Source organism: Candidatus Desulfovibrio trichonymphae (assembly GCF_002355955.1).
Taxonomy (GTDB): Bacteria; Desulfobacterota; Desulfovibrionia; order Desulfovibrionales; family Desulfovibrionaceae; genus Desulfovibrio; species Desulfovibrio trichonymphae.
Genome location: NZ_AP017368.1, coordinates 133672 through 159085, shown reverse-complemented (window position 1 = coordinate 159085; position 25414 = coordinate 133672). Strand labels below are relative to the sequence as shown.

Sequence of the window (25414 nt, the reverse complement as noted above, 5' to 3'; positions counted from 1 at the left end):
CGCCTTTTTTATGCCATTTCCACACCGGCAAAAACCATGCGCGAACTCCTCCCCCTGCTGCCCAAACCCAGCCGCTACGCCGGCATTGAAGAAGGCGCCTGCCACAAAAATGCGGATGCCGTGAATCTGCGCATCGCTCTGGCCTTTCCCGACACCTATGAAGTGGGCATGTCCTACCTCGGGCAGAAGATACTGTACAGCATAGTCAACAGCTGTCCCCGCTGGCTGGCTGAACGGGTCATGGCACCGGAACGCGAAGCAGCCGCCGTCCTGCGCGCCCATAAGGCCCCCCTGTGCACGCTGGAATCCGACACCCCACTGAAAAACCTGCACTGCGTCGCTTTTTCCGTCACTCACGAGCTATGCTACACCAATATTCTGTATATGCTTGATCTGGCCGCCATTCCCCTGCGCACAGCAAACCGCCCTGAAGACATGACGGCCTGCCCGCTGGTTATCGCCGGCGGCGGCGCGCTGCTCTCCGCCGAAGCGCTGGCCCCGTTCATGGACATCATGGTTCTGGGTGACGGGGAGGAAAGCCTGCCCGATGTACTGCGATTGCTGGAAACAGCGATGGAGAACAGCTGGGGCAGAAGCCGTCTTTTGCGCGAAACACGGCTTGTGTCCGGCGTGTACGTGCCCTCGCTTTTCGGCCCGTCGGCAAGCCCCTGCGGCCCGCCGACGCCCCTTTTTGCCGACCATGCCCGCCCTTCGCGCCGCATTGTGGCTGATCTGAACACGGCCCCATACCCCGTGAAACAAATAACGCCCGTCGGCGCCGTACACAACCGCCTTACGCTCGAAATAGCGCGGGGCTGCACGCGGGGCTGCCGCTTTTGCCATGCGGGCATGGTCTACCGCCCGGTGCGGGAACGCTCTGTGCCCGGCGTCATGACCCTAGTGCGCGATTGTCTCAAAGAAACAGGCTTTGATGAAATTTCCTTTCTTGCGTTGAGCGCCGGCGATTTTTCCGCCCTCAAGACACTCTGCCGCAACGCGCTGGACCACTGCGCCGCCGAACAGGTGAGCCTTTCCCTTCCCTCTTTGCGCGTGGGATCCATTGACGACGAAATTCTGGAACGCATGGCCGAGCTGCGCCGCACAGGCTGCACCCTTGCCCCGGAGGCCGGCAGCCAGCGTCTGCGCGACGTCATCAACAAGGGCGTGAGCGAAGAAGACCTGCTTTTGCACGCGCAAAAACTGCTGGAGCACGGCTGGCGGCAGGTCAAACTCTATTTTATGATCGGTCTGCCGACGGAAACGGACGAAGACATTGCCGCCATAGCCGAATTATGCCGCAAGGTACGCGACGCGGCGGGCTGCGGTGCGCCCCGCATGCAGGTGACGGCCGCCGTGTCGCCCTTTGTACCCAAGCCATTCACCCCGTTTCAGTGGGAAGCGCAGATATCTTCCGAAGAAATGAGCCGGAGAATCAACCTTCTGCGCGACATCTTCAGGGGGCAGAAATGCCTGAAGCTGCGCTGGCATGAACCGGCCATGAGCCGGCTGGAAGGCATTTTGTCCCGCGCGGACCGCCGCATGGCGGACGTGGTGGAAAAGGCCTTTCACAAGGGCGCCGTATTTTGCAGTTGGGCGGACAGCTTTGACCTTGCACCCTGGCTCGCGGCGCTTGAAGAATCCGGCCTTGACGCGGAAGCCTTCACAGGGCCGCGCACGCCCGGCGCGCCGCTTGCCTGGAGCCATCTGGAGGCCGGCATTTCTGAAAATTTTCTGTTGCGGGAACGCGCCCGCGCTCTCAGGGAAAAAATTTCCGGGGATTGCCGCTACAATGTCTGCCGCCAGTGCGGCGCCTGCGACACCAAAGCGGGGCCCTCCCGTCTGCCGCGCGTCGGAACGAACGCGCACGCGAACCGTCTTGTTTTTCCCATGCGCGATCAGGACGCCTACCTGCCCGCCCGCGACGCCGAAGGTCGGCTGATCTGCCGCGCGCGCGCAAATCGCCCGCCGCAAATCGCCGCCACCCTGACCGTCAAGGCCGCAACCTACCGCATATGGCACAGTAAAACAGAGGACTGTGCCTTTTTAAGCCAGTTGGAACTTCAGGCCGTTTTGGACCGAGCCCTGCGCCACGCGGCCCTGCCGTCGGCTTTTTCCCAGGGTTTTCACCCGCTGCCGCTGCTTTCTTTCGGCCGCGCCCTGCCGGTCGGCGTACAAAGTCTTGCCGAATGGTTTGTCATCACGCTGCGCACGGCCCTTGCTCCCGAGACGGTGGCGCAACGCCTTTCCCCCGTGCTTCCTCCAGGCATGGACGTTATTCGCGTGGAAAAATTTATCAAAAGCCGCCGTACCGAACTCGCCTCCAAGGAAAAATTTTCACTCAGCCTGCACGCCTGTGAGGACGACAACCCGGCCGCGCGGTGTTTCGAACAGTTTGCCGCGCTGGACGCCTTTACCTATTTGCGCAAGACAAAAAACGGGCTGCGCTCAACGAACATACGGCCGATTCTCCACAGTTGGGAGAGCGCCCCGCCGGACACGGCGCAAAACCAACAACCGCGGCGCGGCGGCGCGACCGTGACATTTACGGCGGACTGGCGTACGGTGTATCTGTCGCCTCTGGCCTTTTGCCTTGCGATTCTTAAGCCCTTGGGACGGGAAGACGCATTGCGTTTACGTGTGCGCCTCACCAAAACAGCGCAAATTTTCGCAGGCGCGGACGTGCCCGCGCCGAACCTGTAACGCCATGTCATCAACCGTCACCAATGCACGGATATTCACAGGACGCTCGCCGATGAGCGCGCTTACATGGACGACCTTGGCGACGGCCTGCACCCCGGCCTGAAGGGGTGACGTCATGGACAAAACGCTGATCGCGCTGAAACCTGTTCAAAATTTTCTTCACGCAAAAAGGGGGTAACATGGGTTCCTGTGTCCCGTTTTACGACGAAGCCTCATTTGCTGAACGCGTCAAAGCGCTGGCAAACGAAGAACTGCTGGAGATATGGGAAGAAACGCAACGCATCGAACGCCTGCTCTCTTCGGATCTGCGCTTTGAAGTTAACTTCTCGCCGGACTATGAAAAAACCATTGTGGATGAACTGCGCTTGCGCGCCTTCCGCGAACAAAACGCCGACCGCAGATCTCCGAAGCCCGACAAACAGACCGGCGTGTGACGCTCGCCAGAGTGCATCAAATTTCTTGACAACTTTCCCTGCGTTATCTAGCATTATCCCGCTGTCGCCATCGTCTATCCGGTTAGGACGACGGCCTCTCAAGCCGTTAAGACGGGTTCAAATCCCGTTGGCGACGCCAAAAAAATCAAGGAATTAGAGTAAAATCTAAGTCCTTTTTTGTTTGTGGGGCAAATCTGCCCCACACTATGCTCCACAGATTTAAAAAAATTTGAGAAAAGACAATCAAACCGAAACAATACGGCCTGTTGTTCCACACCACGGAGGCACAAATTCTAATACTATATTTTCATAGGTGTTATGGCCGCGTCATCCGGCATCCATTGAGCGAACACATTTTACAATAAATTGTAAACAGCGATGCTCTCAACGTCTATGTGCTTACAAATGTATACGGGCCGGCCTAAGAGTCAGGATGTCTTATGGTTAACCATCGGCTGCAACTGTATATCTGGCGTAAGCATATTTGTCGTTGCCCTATAATTGCGGCGCGGACGCGCTTGCGCGTGCAGGATGCTCAGGCTATTATATTATCATAATGCAATCAAATCCGCAGGAAGTGGCAGCGCATGCGTCTGTGCAGGCAGAGACCCGCAAACAGGGCCGCCTTCTGCGTGTCAGCGTGTGCGGTCGGTGGTGTATGGGAGACAATTTGCCGGCAGAGGCACACTTTGTTCTGCAACGCTTTACGGATGCGCGTGTGCGGGAGCTGAGTCTGGACGCGGATGACTTGAACCAGTGGGACACGAGCCTGCTCGTATTTCTTGTGCGCGTCATCAGGACAGCGCGCAAGCGCGGTCTCACCGTGAATCTCAATTTGCCAGAAGGTCTCACGCGGCTTTTGTCCTTGGCCTTGTCCGCTCCTGCGGGGGCGGACGTCATCAGGCGGCAAACAGACGAGACGTTTTTATCAGCTCTTGGGGGGCGGGTTTTTGCCCTTCTCCCCGATCTTGCCGATTTTTTTTATTTTTTGGGGGAAATCGTCGCTTCATTTCAGCGTCTTGTACGCGGGCAGTCTCATATGCGACTGCAGGATCTCATGGAAGTCGTGCACGAATGCGGTGTGCGGGCGCTGCCTATTGTTTCGCTCACAAGTCTGCTCTTTGGTCTGATTCTGGCTTTTGTCGGGTGGGTGCAGTTAACACAGTTCGGCGCGCAAGTCTATGTTGCAGGACTTGTCGGCATAGGCATGCTGCGCATTATGGGCGCCATGATGGTTGGTGTGGTCATGTCCGGACGGATTGGAGCGGCCTATGCTGCCCTGACAGGCGCAATGCAGGTAAATGAAGAGGTGGACGCTCTCTCCGCAGCCGGCATTTATCCTGTGGATTTTCTGGTTTTGCCGCGTGTGCTCGCCTTGACTGCCATGACGCCGTTGCTGACGCTGTATGCCGACATCATGGGCATAGCCGGCGGCTATTTGGTGGGCGTTACGATGATGGGGCTGAACCCGTATGAATATCTCAACGCCACTGTTCAGATGACGCCTTTCAGGCACGTTCTTGTCGGCCTTGTTTACGGAACGTTTTTTGGCGTTATCATCGCGCTGTCCGGCTGTTTTCACGGCATGCGTTGCGGGCGTAGCGCCGGAGCTGTGGGACTTGCCGTGACAACGGCGGTTGTGCATGCTCTTGTAGGGATTATTGTGGCAACGGCCGTGATAACTGTTGTCTGCACCGTGCTGGGGGTGTAGGTATGCTTCAGCAAGAGTGCGAAGTCAGGATATGCACGCGCGATCTGCAGGTGGGGTTTGGCGGCCGCGTGCTCATGCGCCATGTCAGCTTTGACGTGCGCGCAGGAGAAATTTTTTGTATTATGGGAGTGTCCGGATCAGGCAAGAGCTCATTGTTGCGCGTGCTCATGGGCTTGAAAGCGCCACAGGCGGGACGGATTTTTTACGGTGATACGGATTTCTGGGGGGGAGACCAAGAGGCGCGGCGCAACGTCATGCGCCGCGTAGGCGTGCTTTTTCAGAACGGCGCGTTATGGAGTTCAATGACGCTGGCGGAAAATGTAGGACTTTTGCTGCAACAGTATACGGAGTTGGAGGAACAGGAAATCCGTGAGCAGGCTTTGTTGAAGCTGGCGTTGACGGGTCTCGCCGGCTTTGAGGATTATTATCCCTCAGAAATCAGCGGCGGTATGCGCAAACGGGCCGGGCTGGCGCGGGCGCTGGCATTGGATCCGCAGATTCTTTTTCTGGATGAGCCTTCTGCCGGGTTGGATCCTGTGAGCGGGCGTATGCTGGATGATTTGATTTTGGAGCTGCGTGAAACGTTGAACACAAGTTGTGTGATTGTTTCTCATGAATTGCAGAGTATTTTTGCCATTGCTGACAACAGTGTCTATCTGGACGTACAAAGCCGTTCAGTAACCGCCGCCGGCAGGCCGGCTGATCTTGCGCGTGATCCTAAAACGGAAGTCAACGCCCGACATTTTCTGACACGGGGAAAAGTATGAATGCACAGCGGTATAAAACGGCTGTAGGCGCTTTTGTGCTGGGTGGCTTTGTCCTTTTTGTCGCGGGTCTATTTTTGCTCAGCACAAGACGTTTTTTCAGTGATGACACGGAATATGTGCTCTATTTTGATGGTTCGGTGAACGGGCTTTCCATCGGCGCGCCAGTTGTTTTTCGCGGCGTGCCCATGGGCAGCGTCACGCATATCAATCTTGTGGCTGATGAGCAGAAGCAGAATGTGGCCATACCTGTGTTTATTCGCATTGATGAAAAAACCATTATGCGCAACGACAGTGTGGCCGGCGTTACAGAAAATTTTGAGCAGGAAATGGTGCGCCGAATGGTGGACCGTGGCATGCGCGCGCGCTTGCAATTGCAGAGCTTTGTTACCGGCAAGTATTGCATTGAGCTGGATTTTCATCCGGAAACCACGCCCTTGTATCGTTCTACCACTCCTGAACTGGAAATTCCTACTGTTCCTTCGCCCATTGACGCGTTGCAGCGCGCGCTGGCAAAGGTGCCGCTTGAGCAGATACTGCATTCTCTGGATGTTGTTCTGAACGATCTTGTTCTGGCCTTGTCTGACGGGAAACTTAAGCAGGGGATAGCCGCCTTTGCCGACACGTTTACGCAGACGCAAAAGCTTTTGCAAAACGGCGAGATGATCAAAACTGCAAACGACGCCCTGACGCAGATTGATGGTGCTGCCCGCATTGTGCGCGAACAAACGCCCGAAGCCATGAAAGCCTTTCGCGAAGCCATGCGCGCTCTGGCTGAGACGGTCGCACAACTGCGTCACGTTGCTAATTCTGCGGAAGCTCTTGTGCGGCGGGATTCGCCGACTGTGCATGACTTGCATCGTCTGTTGCAGGAAGGAACATCCGCAGCACGCTCTCTGCGCAATTTGGCCGACATGCTGGAACACAACCCCGAAGTCTTAGTGCGGGGCAAAAAGCCTTGAATGACAGGAGAATAACATTTTGAGAATAAGGAGCATGCTAATGGCGCGCCGGACGTTATTTTTGCTTGTTATGCTGCTTGTCGCGTGCAGCCGCAGCACGCCTGTGGCGTACTATCTGCTGGAGGGTTCCGTGACTCCCGTAAAAGCCGACAGTCTGCCGGCGAAGAGTCTGCGCGTTGCCCGTGTTGTCGTTCCGGAATATCTGGATCGTAACGGCATTGTGTATCGCGTTGCCGGGAAAGCGCGTCTTATGGTAGCGCAGTTCGATGTCTGGGCTGAACCGTTGGGTCAGGGCGTACGCCGCGTTGTGCGGGAAGAACTTGCCCCGCGTCTTTTTGCCAACGGCATTACCGTGACGGCTGCAGATGATGAGGGCGGCGATATGGTTCTTTTTCTGGACGTGCAGCGCCTTGACGGCACATTGGCCGGTAAGACGCATATAGAAACACGCTGGACGTTGAAAAACAAACATGATGAAATTCTTTGTCAAGGTGTGTATGCAGATGAGGAAACAGCGCACGGCAATGCTTGTGATGATTTCGTCCGGGCGCAGAGCGCGCTGGTATGTCGTATGGCCGAACATTTGGCCGGGATTGTGTCGTCGATACCGGTGAAGGAGAAATGAAGGAGCATACAACGCGCGGACGCGCCATGTTTGGTTGACCTCGACAGAAAAATCTTTGGGCGAGAATTCCTTTTTGAGCATCGCGGGCGAAATCGCATACGGCGTGTGTACCGCAAGCATCCAATGGCTGTGGACTGGATAGTTTACGCACAGTCCCTCACACAGAAACCTGTCAGAGGTGTGCAGGCAAGTGGCAATACGATCAGCCGCTGGAGCAGCTTATCGGCAGCTTCAAAAGGTTGCTCGCCAAAAACCTGATGCTCTAGAGCCATGTTTATTATATCCTGACAGGCGCACAGGGCGGGCTTGCTCACGAGATGCCTTCTTATGGAATCCGCAGACAACTTGCCATGGATGATGCAAAAAACAGACGACATATCAGTGTATTCGCGCTTGTCACCGCCCTGTGCCTGATGGGCGATTCCATGCTCTACACTGTGCTGCCCGTGTATTTTCAACAGGCCGGTCTGACCTCGTTGTGGGAGGTGGGGGCCCTGCTCTCGGTCAACCGCCTGGTGCGACTTCCCCTCAACCCTTTCATCGGACGCCTGTATTCCCGTATCAGTGAACGCACGGGCGTCTGCATCGCGATGCTGCTCGGCATACTGACCACCCTTTCTTACGGCTTCCTGCAGGGCCTTGTCTGGTGGGTGTTGGCCCGTTGCGTCTGGGGTCTTGCCTGGTCCCTGCTGCGCCTCGGCTCTCTGTTCTGTATCCTGAAAATCTCCACACCGACGACACGAGGCCTGTACAACGGCTTGTACCGCCTGGGGAGCCTCGCCGGCATGCTCGGGGGAGGATGCTGGCGGACATGGTCGGCCTGCGCTTCTGTGCCGTAGTGTTCAGTCTGGGCACGGCCACGCTGGCCGGCATATTGCAGGCCCTGCGCTGGGGCTGTGAACCCTGGCTCGCACCCCTGACAGGAAAACTCGCTGACGCCCGTTACGGGTGGCAGCTTCTTTTCCTGTACGCCTTCGGGTGCGGAGCTGTCATTTTCGCCCTGTTGGCCCTGCCACTGCCCTTGCCCCTCTGGTTCGCATGCGCCACAGCCACGGCATTGACCACCCTGGCGGACACAGGCGCTGCGAATGCGTCCGCAGAGGCGGGGGGTCATTCATTGCTCATGGCCTATGCCCTGCTGACGGACATGGGTGCGGCCTTTGGCCCTCTGCTGGCATACAGCCTGAACGCTCTGCTCGGCATCAACACGGTGTACGCGCTGTGCGCGGGGTTGTTCGTCGCCCTGTTCGTGCTCTGGAAACCCTTTGCCGAGAGCTGACACGCCGGCGCAGCGCCGCAGTTCGGCAAGCAGCCCGACGGGAATGCTCAGACCGGCGCGCTCTCTGGCGCGGCGCTCCTGTTGCCGTCGCATTCCCGGCAAACGCGTGTTTTCCTGACTCAAAACATCGTTGCACAGCGCCTCTACCCGAGACAGAAACGCAGGGTTGAAGGGCTTCGGATCAATCAGCAAAAAGAACTACCCCAAATTGGGCGGCGGCCCATGCGCGTCAAAAAGTGAACTGGCCTCGGACGCGTGGCTCGACCCGGTGAGCGTTGCGGCCAATATTTCCACCATCATGGCCAAAGCCGCGCCCTTGGCCCCGCCCAGCGGCGTCATAGTGCCCGCAAGGGCCGCGTCCGGGTCTGTGGTCTCACGGCCATCGACGTCCAACGCCCAGCCGGGAGGCAGCTTTTCTCCGCACTGTCTGGCAAGCATGACTTTGCCGCGCGCGACAACGCTCAAAGAAAGGTCAATGACGACAGGCTCCCCGCAGTCGCGGACACCCCCCGAAGGCCAACGGGTTCGTGCCGAAAACGCGCCTTCTCCCTCCCCACGGGGCCATGGCGGCGGGCGAGTTGGCAAAAGCCAGACCAATCAGTCCGTGAGCGGCTATTTTTTCCACAAAATGCCCCAGAACGCCGCAGTGGTGCGAGCGCCTGACACCCAGCGAACAGACGCCCTCTGCTCCGCTACGCGCGCAAACGCCGCATCCAGACCGGCGTTTATGGCCGGAAAAGCAAAACCGTTACAGGCGTCACCCAGCACAACGCCGAGAGCCGGGTTTGTCGTCACAGGAACGGCGTTCGCGCGCACTTTGCCGTACATTGCCCGATCGGCGTAAAAAGGCAGACGGGAAAGGCCGTGTGAGGATATGCCGTCAAGCTCGGCGTCAAGCAAGGCTTCCACCACAGTCTCCAAGCGACGTGTTCACCCTCCGTGCTCCTTGTCTTAGAACAGCAGCCCTTCCGGGGTCGGAATATTCAGCAGTTTGGCAAAGCCGGCCCAGACGACAGTACACATGATCACCGTCAACAGGCAGGCCGCCCTGAATGGCGAAGTCTGCGAGTCGTTGAGCAGCATGGCCGATCCGAAAAGGAAAACAGCGCTCACCGCATAGAATCCCAGGATGGGAATGAGAACCACATAGACGACGGAGGCCGCGGCGATGAACGCCACACGGCGGTACGCCACAGGCTCCCCGTCGTTCTGCGGCGCACCGCCCGCGCTCTTGCACCTTTGATTCAGACCGTGGAGCAGCACATACCCCCCCACAAGAGTGATAAAGCACAGGATAAGCAGCGGATAGCTTTTGCCGACGCCTTCCAGTTCGCCCAGTTGCGTGTAAAAAGCGGCCGAGACTGCCAGGGAGAAAATCCCGGCGGCCACATTGGCGGCGCCGGAAACCCCCACGCCGGCAGCGCCGGTGTCCTGCCCTTCGGCCGCGGCGCGCTTACGCTTCCAGTCCAGCAAAAGGGGCGTCACCAGTGAAAGCAGGGTAAAGCCGATGAGCAACAGGGCGATGGGGCTTTCCAGAAACACCTGGATGACCGAGCCGCCGGAAGCCTTGGAAAGACCGACGCATTTGCCAAAATTTTCCTCAATCATGGGGCCGAGAATGATGCCTAGGGCCATGGCGCCGGTGTCCAACTTGACCCTGTTGCAGAAGTAACCCAGCAGGCCGAAAATCAGGACAATCCAGATATCCAGCATGCTATTGCGTATGGCGTAGGATCCGATGACGGAGAGCATCACGATGCCGATGGCGACGAAGGTCAGGCGTATGCTGAGCAGGCGCACAAGCAGTTTGATGAGCAGCAGGCCTATGGGAATCATGAGCAGATTGACGACGAACTGCGACATAATGAACGTGTAGGCCAGATCGCCGGTAACCGTGAACACCTTGAAGCCGGGCTGTATGCCCTTGGCAAGCAGCGCGCCCAGAATGACGGCGGCCACCGCGCTGCCTGGAATGCCCAGCGTGAGCATGGGAATGAGCGAACCGCCGATAACGGCGTTGTTCGAGCTCTCGCTGGAAGCCACCCCTTCGATGACGCCCGTTCCGAAACGGTCAGGATTCCTGTCCCAGCGCTTGGTTTCATTGTAGGCGATAATCGCGGCTATTTCGCCGCCTGCTCCGGGCAACATGCCGACCAGTGTGCCGATGACGGAAGAACGGAGGAGCACCACCTTGCATTTGCCGGCGAGCTCGCGCACGACTTGGCCGAACGCGCCCTTGTTCGGGTTATACGTTGCGATAAAGGGCTTGTAGCTCCCTATCAGATAGAGCACCTGTGAAAAGGAAAAGAGGCCGATCATGGCTGGTATTACTTCCACGCCCTGGATCAGCGGATAATACTCAAACGTGAAACGCGGCAACGCCGCGTGGGGGTCAAGCCCCACTGTGGCCACCAGCATGCCTATGGCGCCAGACACAAGGCCCTTGAGCATATTGCCAGAAGACATGACGGCAATGGTGGACAGGCCGAACAGACACAGCCAGAAAGATTCGGGCCCCCCGAACTTGAGGGCGAAACGGGCCAGCGGCGCGGCCAGACACAACAGAAAGACGTTGCCGACAGTACCGCCGAAAGAGGAAGACAGCAACGACGTGATCAGCGCCTTGTCCGCTCTGCCGGACTGACACATGGGCCAGCCGTCAAAGGTGGTGGCGACGGAAGAGGGTGTGCCGGGCGTGCAGATGAGACAGGCCGCATTGGAGCCGCCGTAAATTGCGCCGGCGTAGATGGCCCCCAGCATGATCAGGCCGCTTGTCGCGTCCATGGCGAAGGTGACGGGCACCATGAGCGCGACGCCCATGGTGGCGGTCAGGCCGGGCAAGGCACCTATGATAATTCCTCCGGCAAGACCTGCTACCATCAAAAAAATATTCAGCGGATCGCAAAGATTCGCGAGGACGGGCAGGATAAAGTCATTCATGAGCGCTCCTGCAGGAAAAAGTATAGGTATGAAAGAACAGCCGGGCGCTGTTGTCCGGGTAGCGCGTTTCCGGGCAACAGCGCCGGCCGAGCGTTCGCATTATTTTTTCGCGAACGCGGCCTTGATGTCCGCGTCCAGCGACTGCATGTGCCTGAGCAATGCCTCGCCGTCCAGATATTCGGCCGGCTGCCCGGCTATTTTCATGTCTTTGAGATAGTCGGGGTTTGTGCATATCTTTTTGAACGCGTCGCGTAAAAAGGCAAGGTGTCCGGCGGGAATGCCGCTGGGCGCTACAAAGGCGCGGCGTATGTCGGACACGATGTCAAAGCCTTCGTCCCGCAGCGTGGGCACGTCAGGCAGAAAGTCGTTGCGCTTTTCACCGGCAAGGGCAAGCACGCACATCTCTTCAAGGCTGCGCATGACGTCGTTCAGATTGCCGAACACTACGTCAACCTCTCCACCGAGCAGAGCCACGTTCTGGTCTGCGGCACCCTTGTAAAACACTTCCGTGACAGGAAAGCCGACCTTCTTTTGCACGTCGAAATACATCAGATGGTGCCCGCTGTTCGGGCCGACAAGCCCGACCTTGAGCTTGCCGGGATTGGCCTTTGCGTAATCAAACATTTCCTTGACGCTTTTCAGGGCGCTGTCCTTGCGCACTACAACACACTGCGGGTCATTGACCACCTGACAGATGTAGTCAAAATCAGCCAGTTTGAACTGCGCTTTTTGCGTGACAGCCTGGATGATCAGATGCGGAATGTTGATGCCGCCGATGGTGTAACCGTCTTTTTTCGCCATGGCGATTTCGCCGAAACCGATAGCACCGCCGGCGCCGGGCTTGTAGACAAAGGTCCACTGTTGCGGGACGAGTTTATCCCAGTATTTCTGCATGATGCGGGCCTGCACGTCGCTTGATCCGCCGGCGCTGAAGGCGATGATCATGTTGACGGGCTTGTCGGGATATTCGGCATAGGCCGCGCCGTTCGTCAAAGACAGCAACAGGGCTGCCGCCAAGGCAGCTGCCGTAAAAAAACGCGTTTTCATGGAACCTCCGATGGAACCTCCGACTGATATAACAGGTTAAAGCTCATGCAGGGGCTTAGGATTGCGGCAACCGCAAACGAACCTCAATTAAGACCCGTGCCGAGCATCCAAATCTACGGGACACACTCCTTGTCTGCCTGGTTAAGAATTCATCTGATTTCCACTATTTTTCAACTTTTGTACCATTGTCTTCAACATGAAGAATTTTACATGTTTTACACATGTAATCTTCTCTTGCCGCATAACTACAAACAGATATTGACAAAAACATCACAAAAGCTATCATCAAAAATACCACAGTTTTCATATGTCTTCCTTTTAATTATGAGAATAATGTGTACATCTCATCTCACTCCGTGTACTTTTGTCAAATATCCTTGTGGTGAGAGGGAAATGATATCCGGCCCCATCAGTACTGTAAATCACCCACCCTTCAGAACCCTTTTTACTTCCTTTAGGGTTGCATTGGATATTTGCGGCATCAATGACTTTACCGTCAACGTAGACCTTTACCGAGTTGTTTTGTTGACCACAAATATTTACTACCGCATGACTACATATTGGCGACGCCCCAAATAATATCAAGACGAAAATCAAAAATAAGATAAATTTCATATAGTCTCCTTTTTATATTATATTTATTTCTATGGGAAGTAGCATCACCCAATCTAACTAATTGAAGATTTCCAGTGTTGCCGTCAAAGTCAACCGCTGCGGCACCGCAACTCCCCGCAAGCGCACAAAGCGCCGTCATCTGCTTTCCAGGCAGGCGACGCTTTGTGCGCTTGCGCCGCTTGCTTCGCTAGGCGCTTTCATACAATTTCGTCATGATGAATTCCCTGTGTCCCAGTGTTTCAGCCGAAGTATTCCGCCCGTTGCAGGTGCGGAACATCATTTCAAGCAGTTTGTCGCCGGCCTGATCAAGATTGAGCTCGCGGCGCAGAATGCCTGAAACATCCACGTCAATATGTTCGTTCATTGTGCGGACAGTGCGCGGGTTGGCTGAAAGCTTGATCACCGGCAGAATGGGATTGCCGATAATGTTGCCCTGACCTGTCGGGAAGAAATGGACAACAAAGCCAGCTGCCGCAACAAGCGTCACCATTTCCGCTGCGGCGGAAGAAGAATCCATGAACCACAACCCTGGCCCGGTTGGGGCTTCAGCCTTGTCAAGGCAACCGATGACCGGCGCTTTGCGGCCTATTTTCTGAACATTGCCCAGCGCTTTTTCCTCAATGGTTGTCAGGCCGCCCTCAATATTGCCCTTGGTCGGCTGAGAGTCACAAAGATCATCAACTTTATGCTCATCCACAACCTTGGCATAACGGTCAAAGAAAAACTTGAACTTGGCCCGCACTTCCTTATTGACGCACCTGTCCATGACAAGGTGCTCGCCCCCGGTGATCTCTGTGGTTTCGCCAAATATCGTTGTCGCGCCGGCTTCCCACAATTTGTCAAATGCGTTGCCCACAGTGGGGTTGGAGGCGATGCCGGAAGTTGTGTCTGATTCACCGCATTTGCACGAGACCCACAGTTCGTTGACCTTGCATTTCACACGCTGCAGCTCTGTGGCATAGTGAACAAATTCTTTGACTTTTTTGGACGCAAGCATAATTGTTTCCAGATCGCCGTGTTTTTCAATCCCGAATCCGGCGACCGGCTTGCCGGTTTCGGCAATGCCGTCCACAATGCGCTGCGTCCAGACCGGCTCAATGCCGATAACCACAACAGCGGCCACATTGGGGTTGCAGCCTGTGCCGATAACTGTGCGGAAATGCAGATCAAGATCTTCGCCGAACTGCAGACGGCCATAGGCGTGCGGCAGAGCCATCGTACCCTTGATGTTGTTGGCCACAGCCTCGCAGGCGGCGTTGGAAAGATCGTCAAGCGGCAGGATGACGACATGATTGCGAATGCCGACCCGACCATTGTCGCGGCGATAGCCATAAAATGTTGTTTGCATCTCCTACCACCTCTTTGTTTTTACATTGTGCACATGCAGATGCCCGCCCTTTTTAATGGATGCCACAGCCCTGCCGATATCCGTGTTGTACTTGATCACAGTATCTCCGACGACAAAATCTCTCAGAGCCACCTTGTGCCCGATAGGAATATCATCAAGCACCTTGCAGGCAACAGTTCTGTCCTCCTGCATAATCCAGCCTGTGCAATCCTGTCCCGCCTTGATGCCTTCCACCACCACAACTCCGACCCCATCGGCTTCTTCATGCACAACGAAATCAATGGACATACTCTCTCCTTCTCCATATTCAGAGCTTGTCATTACAAAACGCCACACACATCCTGACAGCTCAACAATAGTGCAAAGGCTGTTCCAGAGCAAGAATGAAATTAAGGCCATGCCTGGCTGAGAGGGGCGAAGTATTCGCCTGCTGAATGTCTATTGAGCTTAAGCATGAAGATTGACTTTTCGCTCCCCGCAGTACGTATTACGCGGTCATATTTGCAGGATTGTGTTATAAAGAGGGAGGTAGGAATCCGCTATATCCAAACCGGTCACAGCCCAGCAGAACGGGTATATTGAACGCTGCAACCGGACAGTGCGCTATGACCGGCTCAATCAGTATCTCTTTGAAACTTTTGAGGAAGTGCAGGATTTTGCTGCACGCCGGCTTTGGATGTATAACAACGAACGACCCAAACAGTCGAACGGCGGTCTTTCTCCTGCCAGCAAAGAAACCTAGCGGCATAGGCTCTACTTCTGAATACCCTTAGAGAGGATTACCAGATTTCGGACTTTTACCCCTTGACCGGACAGCAATAATATATGCATCTATAAGTACACATTTAGGATATCATAAATATGCCAAAAAAATTTCAGGTAAAGAACGCATTGCCGGATACGCATATTGATTCTTTGACCGCCATGGAGTGGAACCAGGTACGGCCGGCTTCACGCCGCGTTTCACACGCCGGCTTGATGCTGTTTTGCCTGTTCATGCTCGTGTCCTGCGGAGGCAGACTAAAGACTCCAGTTTCTGCGCCGGCATTGACTGCATGGATGGGGACAGTGGACGACATACGCCGTTTTCCACAGGATTTAAATGTCTACGCTGCCATTGCAGGTTTTGATAAGGAGTTGATCAGCCGGGCAGTACAGGCAGATCTGGACGCACGCTTCAACCAGATATTTTTCAGCGCCTGGGACATGCGAAACGCTTCCATGCACAGGAACGACGTGGCCGTCATATTCCGCACGGCTCGTGGATACAGGCAAGCCGGCGTTCCGTGGCTGCAGGCAGAATGGGACAGCCTCAAGCGTAATGCACATTTGCGGAATTTTCCGTCGCGTCGGGAACATGCAATCACACTGCGAAAAACAGACTTGCGTGAAATGCCCACACATGAGCCTCGTTTTTCAAAAGCAACGTTTGATCCCGGAACAGATCCGTTTGACCATTTCCAGTATTCGGAACTGCCGCCGGGAACGCCGCTTCTCATCACGCACACGACGCTCGACGGACGTTGGCATTTCGTGGAATGCCCGGTTGCGGGCGGCTGGGTGGATGCGGATGACGTGGCGTTTGTGGACGACCGCTTTAAACTGCTCTACCGCAATGGCGCTTATACGGCTTTGGTGCGGGACAATGTGCGTTTGCCCGGTTCTCTGGCCAACATCGGCACGGTACTGCCTTTGTCCGGAAAAAATGCCGGCGGCGGTTTGCGCGTGTTGTTTCCCGTCAAAGGATCAGAGGGCGCGGCGCGGATAAGCGAAGTATCCCTCGTTCGCGGCGAAGCCGTGGTGAAGCCGTTGCCGTTGACTGCCGGCAATGCGGCTAATGTGGGCAATGTCATGATGGGCCAGCGCTACGGCTGGGGCGGCATGTTCGGAGCCAGGGACTGTTCTGCCCTGACCCGTGAAATTTTTACACCGTTCGGCATCTGGCTGCCGCGCAATTCCGGTGCACAGGCGCGCACAGGTCTTGTCATCTCACTGAAAGAACTGAGCCTTCCGGAAAAAGAAGCAGCTGTTCTGGCACATGGCGTGCCTTTTTTAAGCCTGGTTGGTCTGCGTGGTCACGTTGCTCTCTATGTCGGGGAATATAAAGGACGTCCCGCCATTTTTCACAATATATGGGGCGTGCGCGTTGTTGACGGCAAAAACGACAACAGCCGTCTTGTCATCGGGCGGGCTGTTGTGACATCTGTCACGCCCGGGATGGAACTGAAAAATTTGTACCGGACGACGACCTTCGGCGATCGTCTCCGTACCTTGTCTACGCCTGCGGACGCACGTTTTTGAACGACATTGAGCTTTTGATCACCGAGAAAACGGTTGGGCAGCGGCTGGATCGTGTTTTGCGGGACGCCGTGCCTGAACTGTCACGGGCGGCACTGCAAAAAGCCGTGCTTGCCGGATTGTGCCTTATCGATGGCCTTGTCATGACACGCCCCGCTGCCCGGACACGATTCGGTCAGCGCGTGTCGTTACGCCTCCCTGCGGCGCACAAGATACTGACTGCTGAAAAGCGCCGGGTAGAAATACTCTGGCAAGATGAGTATCTGCTTGTCTGCAACAAACCTGCAGGCCTGACTGTGCATCCCTGCCCATCCTGTCCGGACAACACGCTGGTGCAACGCCTGCTTGGGCATTTCCCGCAACTTACCCGACTTGGGGGATCACGCCCGGGCATTGTGCATCGGCTGGACAAAGACACAAGCGGTCTTTTGCTGGCTGCTCTTGACGAACCCACGCGTCTTGCCCTGAGTGATGCTTTTGCCCGACGCAAGGTCTACAAGGAATATCTGGCCATTGTAAGCGGCATGCCGTCGTCCGAAGGGCAGTGTCTGGAGCCGCTGGGACGGCACCCGACAATCAGGATCAAGATGTCGGTGCTTCCACAGGCGCATGGCGGCAAACCTGCACAAACAACCTGGAAACGACTCTGGAGCGCTCCTGATCAAAGCGTCTCCCTGCTGACAGTGTGCATTCACACAGGCCGCACACACCAAATTCGCGTACATCTGTCCCATCTGGGGCATCCTTTGCTGGGTGACGCATTGTATGCGCCCAAAAATATACGGGCGCGCGCGTCGCGCCAGATGCTGCACGCCTGGCGTCTGTCCTTCACACACCCGCAGACAGACAAAAAAATGCGTTTTGTCTGCCCGTTGCCGGAGGACATGATACAGATCGCCCTTGCCGCCTGCCGCCGTATACAGCGTATAGTGGTTGTCGGCAATCCCGGCAGCGGCAAATCCACATTTGTTCGGTATCTGGCAAATACGGGGCTTCCCGTGATCAGCGCCGACGCCATTGTGGCGGATTTATACGCGTCTGGAGGCGAAGTTGCCGAGTGGGTGGGGCAGCGATGCGGCAACCTGCAGTTGACAGCGGCCGGCGCTGTGGACAAGACGGCGCTGTTCGCCGCCATGCGCGCGGACACAGTGCTACGTCACGACATTGAGCAGATGGTGCACGGCCTGGTACGCGTTGCCCTTGATGCATTCTGGAAAAAGCAGGAAAATGCAGGTTTTTTTGCGGCAGTGGCGGAAGTGCCTCTCTATTTTGAATGCGGCTGGCAAGGCGCCTTCCGTCCTGCGCCGCTGACAATAGGTGTGCACTGCCCGACGGCACAACGTATGCATCGCACCATGACAGAACGCGGATGGAGTGAAGACAAGGCGGCGGCGCTGGAATCCTGGCAATGGCCTGAAGCCTGCAAAGAGGCCGTCTGTGACATGATGGTGGACAACAGTGGTTCGCTGGGAGAACTGGCGCTGTCCGCAGAGAAAACTTTGCAAGATATTGAGCGGCGTCGCATGGCAATGGAGCAGCAGCAACGGCGTCTGCTGGAAGATGCTTGCCGCTGATGGGCACCCTGTTGTTTTATATTCTGCAAAAAGAGAGGTACTCCTGGAAAAGAGGAATATCTATGATTGTCCGTAGATGCTGGATTGCGAACCGCATTTGCCCATTGTGTGTGATGGAGATGAATTGTTGAAGGGGTTTATGGCTGAATATGTGCGACAAGACGCAAGAAACCGACAGGATGAAAGCTGGTTCAGATGTAAGGTTGAAACCGGATTGGAGGAACTGGGCTGCCGGGCAAGGCATCCTCCACATAGCGGCAAACGCTCAGGTTGAAGCGTATAAGGCCGCTCTCAGAGGGAAATGCCAGGAAAAATTTGCGCTGTGACTATTTTGCCCGCTAAATTCGCCATTTTCGCTTTTTCCACTTAATACGCTTCTTTCACGAATATCAGACAGCTTGCCGTTTCAAATACCAACACGACCGGAAAGCCTTGAGCCGCAAAGCATATCGTTTTTGCTGGTATCGTGTTTTGATAAACGCCATCACAGAACATTCCGGAATCCTTATGTTTTTTAGGAGTTCCGGCCTTTCTGTGTTTATCTGGACTTAAAATTGGCGGAGAGGCAGGGATTTGAACCCTGGATACAGGTTTAAGCCCGTATACTCGCTTAGCAGGCGAGCTCCTTCAGCCGACTCGGACACCTCTCCGTGCTGCTGCAACGCATACAAGACATGCATGGTCACATTACAAGCGTTGTTAGCGTAAATTTGCAGGCCTTGTCAAGGGCGACGCGCGTTGCACGCTGCATGGCTGTCGCGCTCATAACGCGAACAGAGAAAGGGTATACCGGCATGATTGACCCGTATGGCCGCTTGGCGTATTTTGCCGCTGGCAGTACCGGGAAAAAACAGCGGAGCGCAGCATGTCAAAAAACGGCAACGACAAGAACGGGACGCCGGGCAGGCCCGGTGTGGATTTTATCCGCGCGAGAATTCAGGACGACAACGCCTCGGGCCGTTTCGGCGGCCGTGTGCACACGCGTTTTCCGCCGGAGCCGAACGGCTGTCTGCATCTGGGACACGCAAAGTCCATCTGTCTCAATTTCGGCGTGGCCGGCGAGTTCGGCGGCAAGTGCAATTTGCGTTTTGACGACACCAACCCCGCAAAGGAAGAAACCGAGTATGTTGACTCCATCCGTGAGGATGTGCGCTGGCTCGGCGGGGACTGGCAGGAACGGGAATTTTACGCTTCCGACTATTTCGAGCAGTTGTACGCATATGCCGAGCAACTGATCCGCATGGGCAAGGCCTATGTGGACGATCTGTCCGCTGATGAAATACGCGAATACCGCGGCACATTGACGGAGCCAGGCCGTGAAAGCCCGTGGCGCAGCCGGAGCATGGAAGAGAATCTGGATCTTTTTCGACGAATGCGCGCCGGAGAATTTTCGGACGGAGCGCGGGTGCTGCGAGCCAAAATTGACATGGCTTCATCCAATCCGGCGATGCGCGATCCCACACTCTATCGCATCCGCCATGCGGAACACCACCGCACCGGCAAAACATGGTGCATATACCCGCTCTACGATTATACACACTGTCTGTCCGATTCGCTGGAAGGCATCACACATTCGCTCTGCACGCTGGAGTTCGCAAATAATCGAGAATTGTACGACTGGGTGCTGGACGCACTGAACGTGTATCACCCGCAGCAGATAGAGTTTGCCCGCCTGAATCTGACCTGTACCGTGCTCTCCAAACGCAGGCTAATTCAGCTTGTGGAGAGCGGGTGCGTCAGCGGCTGGGACGACCCGCGTATGCCCACCCTGAGCGGTCTACGCAGGCGCGGCGTGCCGCCGGAAGCGCTGCGCGAATTTTGCGCGCGCGTCGGCCTTGCCCGCGTAAATTCCACAGTTGAAGTCGCCATGCTGGAATTCTGCATACGCGAATATCTGAACGACCATGCCCCGCGCGTCATGGCTGTGCTTGACCCAGTCAAGGTGATCATTGAAAATTATCCGAAAGGCCAAGTGGAGACTTTTGAAATGCCCTATCACCCGGAAGACGCTGCTTTCGGCTCCCGCAACGTGCCGTTTTCGCGTGAACTGTATATTGAACGGGACGACTTCCGCGCAAATCCGCCCAGAAAATACCACAGGCTCGCGCCAGACGCCGAAGTGCGCCTGCGTTACGCCTACCTGATCACTTGCAGGGAAGCCGTGCTGGATGAGACTGGCAAAGTAAGGGAACTGCGTTGCATGTACGACCCGCAAAGCAGAGGAGGCCGCAGTCCGGACGGCCGACGAGTCAAAGGCACCATCCACTGGGTTTCGGCGGCGCACGCCCTGCCTGCGACCATGCGTCTGTATGAGCAGTTATTTGCGGTTGCGAATCCGGGCGAGGCGCCTGAGGAAGGAACGTTTCTGGACAATGTCACTCCTGATTCGCTGCGCTGCACGCGAGGATGGATGGAACCGGCACTGGCCGACGCGTGCGTGGGGGACCGTGTCCAGTTTGAACGTCTGGGCTATTTCTGCAAAGACAGGGAAAGCACCGCCGAAATGCCGGTTTTTAATCGCACGGTCACACTGCGTGACTCTTGGGCCAAGCTGGAGAAAAGGGAAGGATAACCCGCATGCGCCGCTATCGCCGTAAAGGAACAGAATATGAATGACGAACGCAGCCGGAAGATGAAAGATGGTCTGGAAAAAGCCCCGCACCGTTCCTTGTTGTACGCGCTGGGCCTGACCAGGGCAGAAATAAACCGTCCCCTTGTGGGCGTGGTCAACGCCGCGAGTGAAGTGGTTCCCGGCCATATGCATCTCGACGCGCTGGCGTCAGCCGTCAAGGCAGGCGTGCGCATGTCCGGCGGCACTCCGCTGGAATTTCCGGCCATTGCCGTCTGCGACGGCCTTGCCATGAATCACGAAGGCATGCGCTTTTCACTGCCGTCGCGGGAATATATCACTGACTCCATTGAAATCATGGCGCGTGCGCACGCCTTTGATGCGCTTGTTTTTATTCCAAATTGCGATAAATGCGTCCCCGGCATGCTCATGGCCATGCTGCGCCTCAATATGCCGTCTATTTTGATTTCAGGCGGCCCCATGCTGCCCGGCAGACTGAACCCGCACACTCAGGGTGATCTGATCACCGTTTTTGAAGCGGTGGGCCGTGTGCGTGTCGGCAGCATGAGTGAGGAAGAACTGGAACACTTGGCAGAGAGAGCCTGCCCGGGGTGCGGCGCTTGCGCGGGAATGTTTACGGCCAATTCCATGAATTGCCTCGCCGAAACAATCGGCGTGGCCCTGCCCGGCAACGGCGTTGTTCCCGCGGTGAGCGCGGCGCGCGTGCGTCTGGCAAAAACAGCAGGGATAAAGGTGATGCATCTGCTTGAACGCAATATCCGCCCCCGTGACATCGTGACGAACAAAGCCGTTGCCAACGCCGTCGCTGTGGATATGGCGCTGGGCTGTTCCACCAACACGGTGCTGCATCTGCCGGCAATTTTCGGCGAGGCGGGACTGAACATTTCTCTGGAAATCTTTGATGAAATAAGCCGCAACAGCCCTAATCTCTGCAAACTTTCCCCTGCGGGCAAGCATTTTATGGTGGATCTGGACAATGCCGGAGGTATCCCGGCTGTTATAAGTGAACTCGACAAGCTCGGCCTGATACATAAAGACTGCCTGACAGTCACCGGCGCGACTGTGGGTGAAAATTTGAAGGTTCTGAACGCCCGCATTCTGGATCCGGAAGTTATCCGGCCTGTTGATCAGGCGTATTCAAGGCAGGGAGGCATAGCCATTTTACGGGGCTCTCTTGCGCCTGACGGGGCTGTGGTCAAACAGTCGGCCGTGACGCAGGAAATGATGCGCCGCGATGTGCGCGCGAGGGTTTTTGATTCCGAGCAGGACGCCATGACCGCCATACTGGACGGCAAGATTCAGCCGGGAGACGGAGTGGTGATACGCTACGAAGGGCCGCGCGGCGGACCTGGCATGCGTGAAATGCTTTCGCCCACAGCGGCCATTACCGGCATGGGGCTCGGCAAAGATGTGGCGCTGCTCACAGACGGGCGTTTTTCCGGCGGCACCAACGGCGCGGCTATAGGCCATATCTCTCCGGAAGCGGCGGCGGGCGGCGTGATTGCCCTTGTGCGGGAGGGGGATATGATACATATTGACATACCGTGCCGCAAACTTGATCTGCTTGTGAATGAAGCCGAACTTGAGCGGCGCAGGGCTGGCCTTGCCGTTCCGCAAAAAGAATGTCCCTACCCAGTGCTCCGGCGTTACGCCCGTCAGGTCAGTTCAGCGGCGACAGGCGCGTGTTACAGTGTGAACGCTGCGCAGTAAGACAGCCGCGCTCCCCGCGTTCTTTGTCCACGAGCACGGACTTGCCCTGAAAACTGTTGGTTCTGACAAAAAAACGTGTTGAGAACTTATACAAAATGGTACTAAAAATGCTCAGGGAAAATCCTCTCAGCTGGGCATGATCTAAAAAATTTTACCTTTGTATTACCCTTACATGAAAAGGATGTCATTGGGTATTTCTGGATAAGAATTGTTCAGTAACAATACACGGGGATGAGGTAATATAATACGATGGCGGAACAGAACACAGCCGAGATCGGTTTTGAAAAACAGATATGGGATGCCGCCTGTATCCTGCGCGGCAATCTTGATGCGGCGGAATACAAGCAGGTTGTTCTTGGCCTGATCTTTCTGAAATACATTGCAGAACGGATTTTTTTCGTTCCTCCCTCCGGCCGATGGAATATTATCGCCGGAAAGGCACATTCTCCAGAAATAGGCACGGTCATTGACGATGCGCGGGCCATAGAAAAAGAAAATCAGCGGCTCAAAGACATCCTCCCCAAAAACTTCGCCCGCCCGGAACTGGACAAACGGCGTCTTGGTGATGTGGTTGATCTGTTCACCAATATTCAGATGGCGGAACATGGAGACAGTAAAGATATTCTGGGGCGCGCCTACGAATATTGCCTTGCCCGCTTTGCTGAACAAGAGGGCAAGCGGGCCGGAGAATTTTATACGCCTGCCTGCGTGGTGCGTACTCTGGTTGAGGTGTTGAAGCCGTACAACGGCAGAGTTTATGACCCATGCTGCGGCAGCGGCGGCATGTTCGTGCAGTCCGCAAAATTTGTTGAAAACCATCAGGGCAACATTAACGCCGATACCGGGCGCGTCACCATCGGCACAGCCCGCATTATCCGGGACAGCCTGCCCAATGCCACATACATAGGTTTTACCGGTACTCCGATTTCCTCCAAAGACCGCAGCACCATTGAAGTGTTCGGCGACTATATTGACGTTTACGACATGACGCAGGCGGTGGAAGACGGCGCAACCCGCCCGGTCTATTACGAAAGCCGCGTTATCCATCTGAAACTTGATGCCGAAATTCTGAAGCTGATTGACGCCGAATATGATGTCATGGCCCAGAATGCGGAGCCGTATGCCATAGAAAAGAGCAAGAAAGAACTCGGGCAGATGGAAAGCATCCTCGGCGCTCCGCAGACGATAGGCGCACTGTGCGAAGACATTGTGGCGCACTATGAAAACGGGCGTCAGCATGAATTGACCGATAAAGCCCTGATTGTCGCCTATTCTCGCCCTGTCGCCGTGAAAATTTATCACAAACTTCTGGAACTGCGCCCGGCATGGACTGAGAAAGTCGGAGTAGTGATGACCTCCGGCAATGACGATCCCGAAGAATGGCGTCCTATTATCGGCAACAGGCGGCATCGTGACGCGATGGCGAAAAAATTCAAGGATAATGACGATCCGCTGAAAATAGCCATTGTCGTGGATATGTGGCTGACCGGCTTTGACGTACCCTCCCTGGCGACAATGTATGTCACAAGCCCATGTCCGGGCACAATCTCATGCAGGCCATCGCCCGCGTGAACCGCGTTTACAGGGATAAGGAAGGCGGTCTGGTCGTGGATTATGTCGGCATTGCGGGCGCTCTCAAACAGGCAATGAACGATTATACCAACCGGGACAAAAAGAATTTTGGCGATCCTGACATCGGAAAAACCGCATTGCCGAAATTTATTGAAAAATTGGAAGTCTGCCGTGGACTGATGCACGGCTATGATTATTCCATATTCGCAAACGGTACAGATTTCCAGCGGGCAAAAGCAATCAGCGGCGGGTTGAACTTTTTATCTTCCCCAGACAAGGAGCAAAAGAAGCAGGCATTTATCAAGGAGGCTATGCTGCTGCGGCAGGCACTTTCTCTTTGCCGCAGTCTGGCAAATGTTGAGCAACGCATGGAGGCCGCGTACTTTGAAGCAGTCAGAACATTACTGACCCGTATCACCGGCCCGGGCAAGCCGCTTTCTTTGAAAGAGATCAATGCGGCTATCAATGAATTGCTTAAGCAGAGCATTCAGAGCGAAGGGGTAATCAACCTTTTTGCTGATGTGGGAACCGGCTTTTCCCTCTTTGACCCCAAGTTTCTGGAAGAAATATCTAAGATTAAAGAGCGCAATCTTGCCGTTGAACTTTTGAAAAAACTGATTGCGGAACAGGTGTCGCTCTACCGGCGCACAAATCTTGTCAAATCGGAAAAATTTTCTGAAATGCTTTCCCGCGCTATGAAGGCCTACCTCAACGGGATGCTCACCAATGAGGAAGTTATTGCTGAACTGATCAAAATGGCGAAGGACATGGCCGCCGCGAACGCTGAAGGCGAAGCAATGGGGCTTTCGCCGGAAGAATCGGCTTTCTATGATGCCCTGACAAAACCGCAAGCGATCAAAGACTATTATCAAAACCAGAATGAACACCTTGTCGCCTTGACGAAGGAACTGACAGAACTGCTGCAAAAAAGCAGGACTATTGACTGGCAAAGAAAAGAATCCGCCCGCGCTGATATGCGGCGCATAGTGAAACGATTGCTCAGAAAATATAAGTACCCGCCGGAAGGCTCGGTCAATGTGAAATGTGGATTGATGGGGCATCTGAGATTTAACAAAAATACCTGCTAATGTAAGTAGATAACGCTCTTTTATATCAATTGATTCAGAAAAATCTATAATACCCCAGATAAGATTCTATATCTTCCTGTCTGATTAAAGAAAAATTTCCATATTGAATTTTTTGAAAAAATGAGAATAAAAAATGTCTTGCAGCCTATACTTGTTC

At 55.3% G+C, this 25414-nt stretch carries 23 protein-coding genes, 2 tRNA genes and 2 pseudogenes; 18 read left to right on the top strand and 9 right to left on the bottom strand.

Annotated features, from left to right (window positions below):
- Window positions 1-36 precede the first annotated feature (36 nt).
- From RSDT_RS00755 to RSDT_RS07625, 11 genes are all read left to right on the top strand, one after another.
- On the top strand, window positions 37-2700 hold the full coding sequence (locus tag RSDT_RS00755) for a TIGR03960 family B12-binding radical SAM protein (RefSeq protein ID WP_096399173.1): 2664 nt from the start codon (window positions 37-39) through the stop codon (window positions 2698-2700).
- A 179-nt stretch (window positions 2701-2879) separates the two neighbouring features.
- A complete protein-coding gene (locus RSDT_RS00750) occupies window positions 2880-3134 on the top strand; it encodes a hypothetical protein (RefSeq protein ID WP_096399172.1) in 255 nt (84 codons plus the stop codon).
- Window positions 3135-3197: 63 nt separating this feature from the next.
- Window positions 3198-3273, top strand: a tRNA-Glu gene (locus RSDT_RS00745).
- Window positions 3274-3618: 345 nt separating this feature from the next.
- A complete protein-coding gene (locus tag RSDT_RS00740) occupies window positions 3619-4845 on the top strand; it encodes an MlaE family ABC transporter permease (RefSeq protein WP_231941849.1) in 1227 nt (408 codons plus the stop codon).
- A 2-nt stretch (window positions 4846-4847) separates the two neighbouring features.
- Window positions 4848-5612 (top strand): ABC transporter ATP-binding protein, encoded by a 765-nt coding sequence (locus RSDT_RS00735; protein ID WP_096399171.1) that lies wholly within the window; start codon window positions 4848-4850, stop codon window positions 5610-5612.
- Entirely contained in the window at window positions 5609-6571 is a 963-nt protein-coding gene (locus RSDT_RS00730) for an MlaD family protein (RefSeq protein WP_096399170.1), read from the top strand. Before RSDT_RS00735 ends, RSDT_RS00730 begins: the two co-directional genes overlap by 4 nt.
- 40 nt (window positions 6572-6611) lie before the next feature.
- Window positions 6612-7196: a PqiC family protein gene (locus RSDT_RS00725; protein WP_096399169.1), complete on the top strand. Its 585-nt coding sequence runs from the start codon at window positions 6612-6614 to the stop codon at window positions 7194-7196.
- 105 nt (window positions 7197-7301) lie between these two features.
- A complete protein-coding gene (locus RSDT_RS07790; RefSeq protein ID WP_408606731.1) occupies window positions 7302-7454 on the top strand; it encodes a hypothetical protein in 153 nt (50 codons plus the stop codon).
- Between the two features lie 92 nt (window positions 7455-7546).
- On the top strand, window positions 7547-8035 hold the full coding sequence (locus RSDT_RS00720) for an MFS transporter (protein WP_172414395.1): 489 nt from the start codon (window positions 7547-7549) through the stop codon (window positions 8033-8035).
- The gene (locus tag RSDT_RS00715) at window positions 8008-8475 is read left to right on the top strand and encodes a hypothetical protein (protein ID WP_172414394.1); all 468 of its coding nucleotides are present in this window, start codon (window positions 8008-8010) and stop codon (window positions 8473-8475) included. The genes RSDT_RS00720 and RSDT_RS00715 overlap by 28 nt, the downstream gene beginning before the upstream one ends.
- Window positions 8462-8593: a hypothetical protein gene (locus tag RSDT_RS07625; RefSeq protein WP_269457531.1), complete on the top strand. Its 132-nt coding sequence runs from the start codon at window positions 8462-8464 to the stop codon at window positions 8591-8593. The genes RSDT_RS00715 and RSDT_RS07625 overlap by 14 nt, the downstream gene beginning before the upstream one ends.
- An 80-nt stretch (window positions 8594-8673) precedes the next feature.
- On the opposite strand, the gene RSDT_RS07785 is transcribed toward RSDT_RS07625, so the two are convergent.
- The 8 genes and pseudogenes from RSDT_RS07785 to RSDT_RS00680 form a co-directional block, all read right to left on the bottom strand.
- Window positions 8674-9060 (bottom strand): Ldh family oxidoreductase, encoded by a 387-nt coding sequence (locus tag RSDT_RS07785; protein WP_408606704.1) that lies wholly within the window; start codon window positions 9058-9060, stop codon window positions 8674-8676.
- Window positions 9044-9112, bottom strand: a pseudogene (locus RSDT_RS07780) (hypothetical protein); the annotation flags it as partial. The pseudogene RSDT_RS07780 and the gene RSDT_RS07785, both read right to left, overlap by 17 nt.
- A complete protein-coding gene (locus tag RSDT_RS07615; RefSeq protein ID WP_172414392.1) occupies window positions 9088-9384 on the bottom strand; it encodes an Ldh family oxidoreductase in 297 nt (98 codons plus the stop codon). The gene RSDT_RS07615 and the pseudogene RSDT_RS07780, both read right to left, overlap by 25 nt.
- 42 nt (window positions 9385-9426) lie before the next feature.
- Window positions 9427-11415 carry a tripartite tricarboxylate transporter permease gene (locus RSDT_RS00700; RefSeq protein ID WP_096399164.1) on the bottom strand — a complete coding sequence of 663 codons (1989 nt, stop codon included), beginning with the start codon at window positions 11413-11415 and terminating at the stop codon, window positions 9427-9429.
- A 99-nt stretch (window positions 11416-11514) separates the two neighbouring features.
- On the bottom strand, window positions 11515-12462 hold the full coding sequence (locus RSDT_RS00695; protein WP_096399163.1) for a tripartite tricarboxylate transporter substrate binding protein: 948 nt from the start codon (window positions 12460-12462) through the stop codon (window positions 11515-11517).
- Window positions 12463-13015: 553 nt separating this feature from the next.
- Window positions 13016-13216: a hypothetical protein gene (locus RSDT_RS00690; protein WP_096399162.1), complete on the bottom strand. Its 201-nt coding sequence runs from the start codon at window positions 13214-13216 to the stop codon at window positions 13016-13018.
- A gap of 48 nt (window positions 13217-13264) precedes the next feature.
- Entirely contained in the window at window positions 13265-14425 is a 1161-nt protein-coding gene (locus tag RSDT_RS00685; protein WP_096399161.1) for a UxaA family hydrolase, read from the bottom strand.
- A 3-nt stretch (window positions 14426-14428) separates the two neighbouring features.
- Complete coding sequence (locus RSDT_RS00680) at window positions 14429-14713, bottom strand: UxaA family hydrolase (RefSeq protein ID WP_096399160.1); 285 nt, start codon at window positions 14711-14713, stop codon at window positions 14429-14431.
- 246 nt (window positions 14714-14959) lie between these two features.
- On the opposite strand from RSDT_RS00680, the pseudogene RSDT_RS07775 reads away from it, so the two are divergent.
- The 3 genes and pseudogenes from RSDT_RS07775 to RSDT_RS00665 all read left to right on the top strand — a co-directional run.
- Window positions 14960-15167: pseudogene (locus tag RSDT_RS07775) on the top strand (integrase core domain-containing protein); the annotation flags it as partial.
- A 119-nt stretch (window positions 15168-15286) separates the two neighbouring features.
- Window positions 15287-16726 carry an NlpC/P60 family N-terminal domain-containing protein gene (locus tag RSDT_RS00670; protein ID WP_231941848.1) on the top strand — a complete coding sequence of 480 codons (1440 nt, stop codon included), beginning with the start codon at window positions 15287-15289 and terminating at the stop codon, window positions 16724-16726.
- The gene (locus RSDT_RS00665) at window positions 16723-18297 is read left to right on the top strand and encodes a dephospho-CoA kinase (RefSeq protein WP_096399158.1); all 1575 of its coding nucleotides are present in this window, start codon (window positions 16723-16725) and stop codon (window positions 18295-18297) included. The genes RSDT_RS00670 and RSDT_RS00665 overlap by 4 nt, the downstream gene beginning before the upstream one ends.
- 555 nt (window positions 18298-18852) lie before the next feature.
- Here the strand turns inward: RSDT_RS00665 and RSDT_RS00660 are convergent.
- A tRNA-Ser gene (locus RSDT_RS00660) sits at window positions 18853-18947 on the bottom strand.
- A gap of 215 nt (window positions 18948-19162) precedes the next feature.
- Here RSDT_RS00660 and RSDT_RS00655 point away from each other — a divergent pair.
- The 4 genes from RSDT_RS00655 to RSDT_RS07095 all read left to right on the top strand — a co-directional run bounded on the left by RSDT_RS00655 (window position 19163) and on the right by RSDT_RS07095 (window position 25257).
- Window positions 19163-20869: a glutamine--tRNA ligase/YqeY domain fusion protein gene (locus RSDT_RS00655; RefSeq protein WP_096399157.1), complete on the top strand. Its 1707-nt coding sequence runs from the start codon at window positions 19163-19165 to the stop codon at window positions 20867-20869.
- 36 nt (window positions 20870-20905) lie between these two features.
- Entirely contained in the window at window positions 20906-22597 is a 1692-nt protein-coding gene (gene ilvD / locus RSDT_RS00650; protein WP_096399156.1) for a dihydroxy-acid dehydratase, read from the top strand.
- A 249-nt stretch (window positions 22598-22846) separates the two neighbouring features.
- A complete protein-coding gene (locus tag RSDT_RS07100; protein ID WP_197702113.1) occupies window positions 22847-24169 on the top strand; it encodes an HsdM family class I SAM-dependent methyltransferase in 1323 nt (440 codons plus the stop codon).
- Entirely contained in the window at window positions 24130-25257 is a 1128-nt protein-coding gene (locus RSDT_RS07095; protein WP_197702112.1) for a DUF3387 domain-containing protein, read from the top strand. Before RSDT_RS07100 ends, RSDT_RS07095 begins: the two co-directional genes overlap by 40 nt.
- The last annotated feature ends 157 nt before the right edge of the window (window positions 25258-25414 follow it).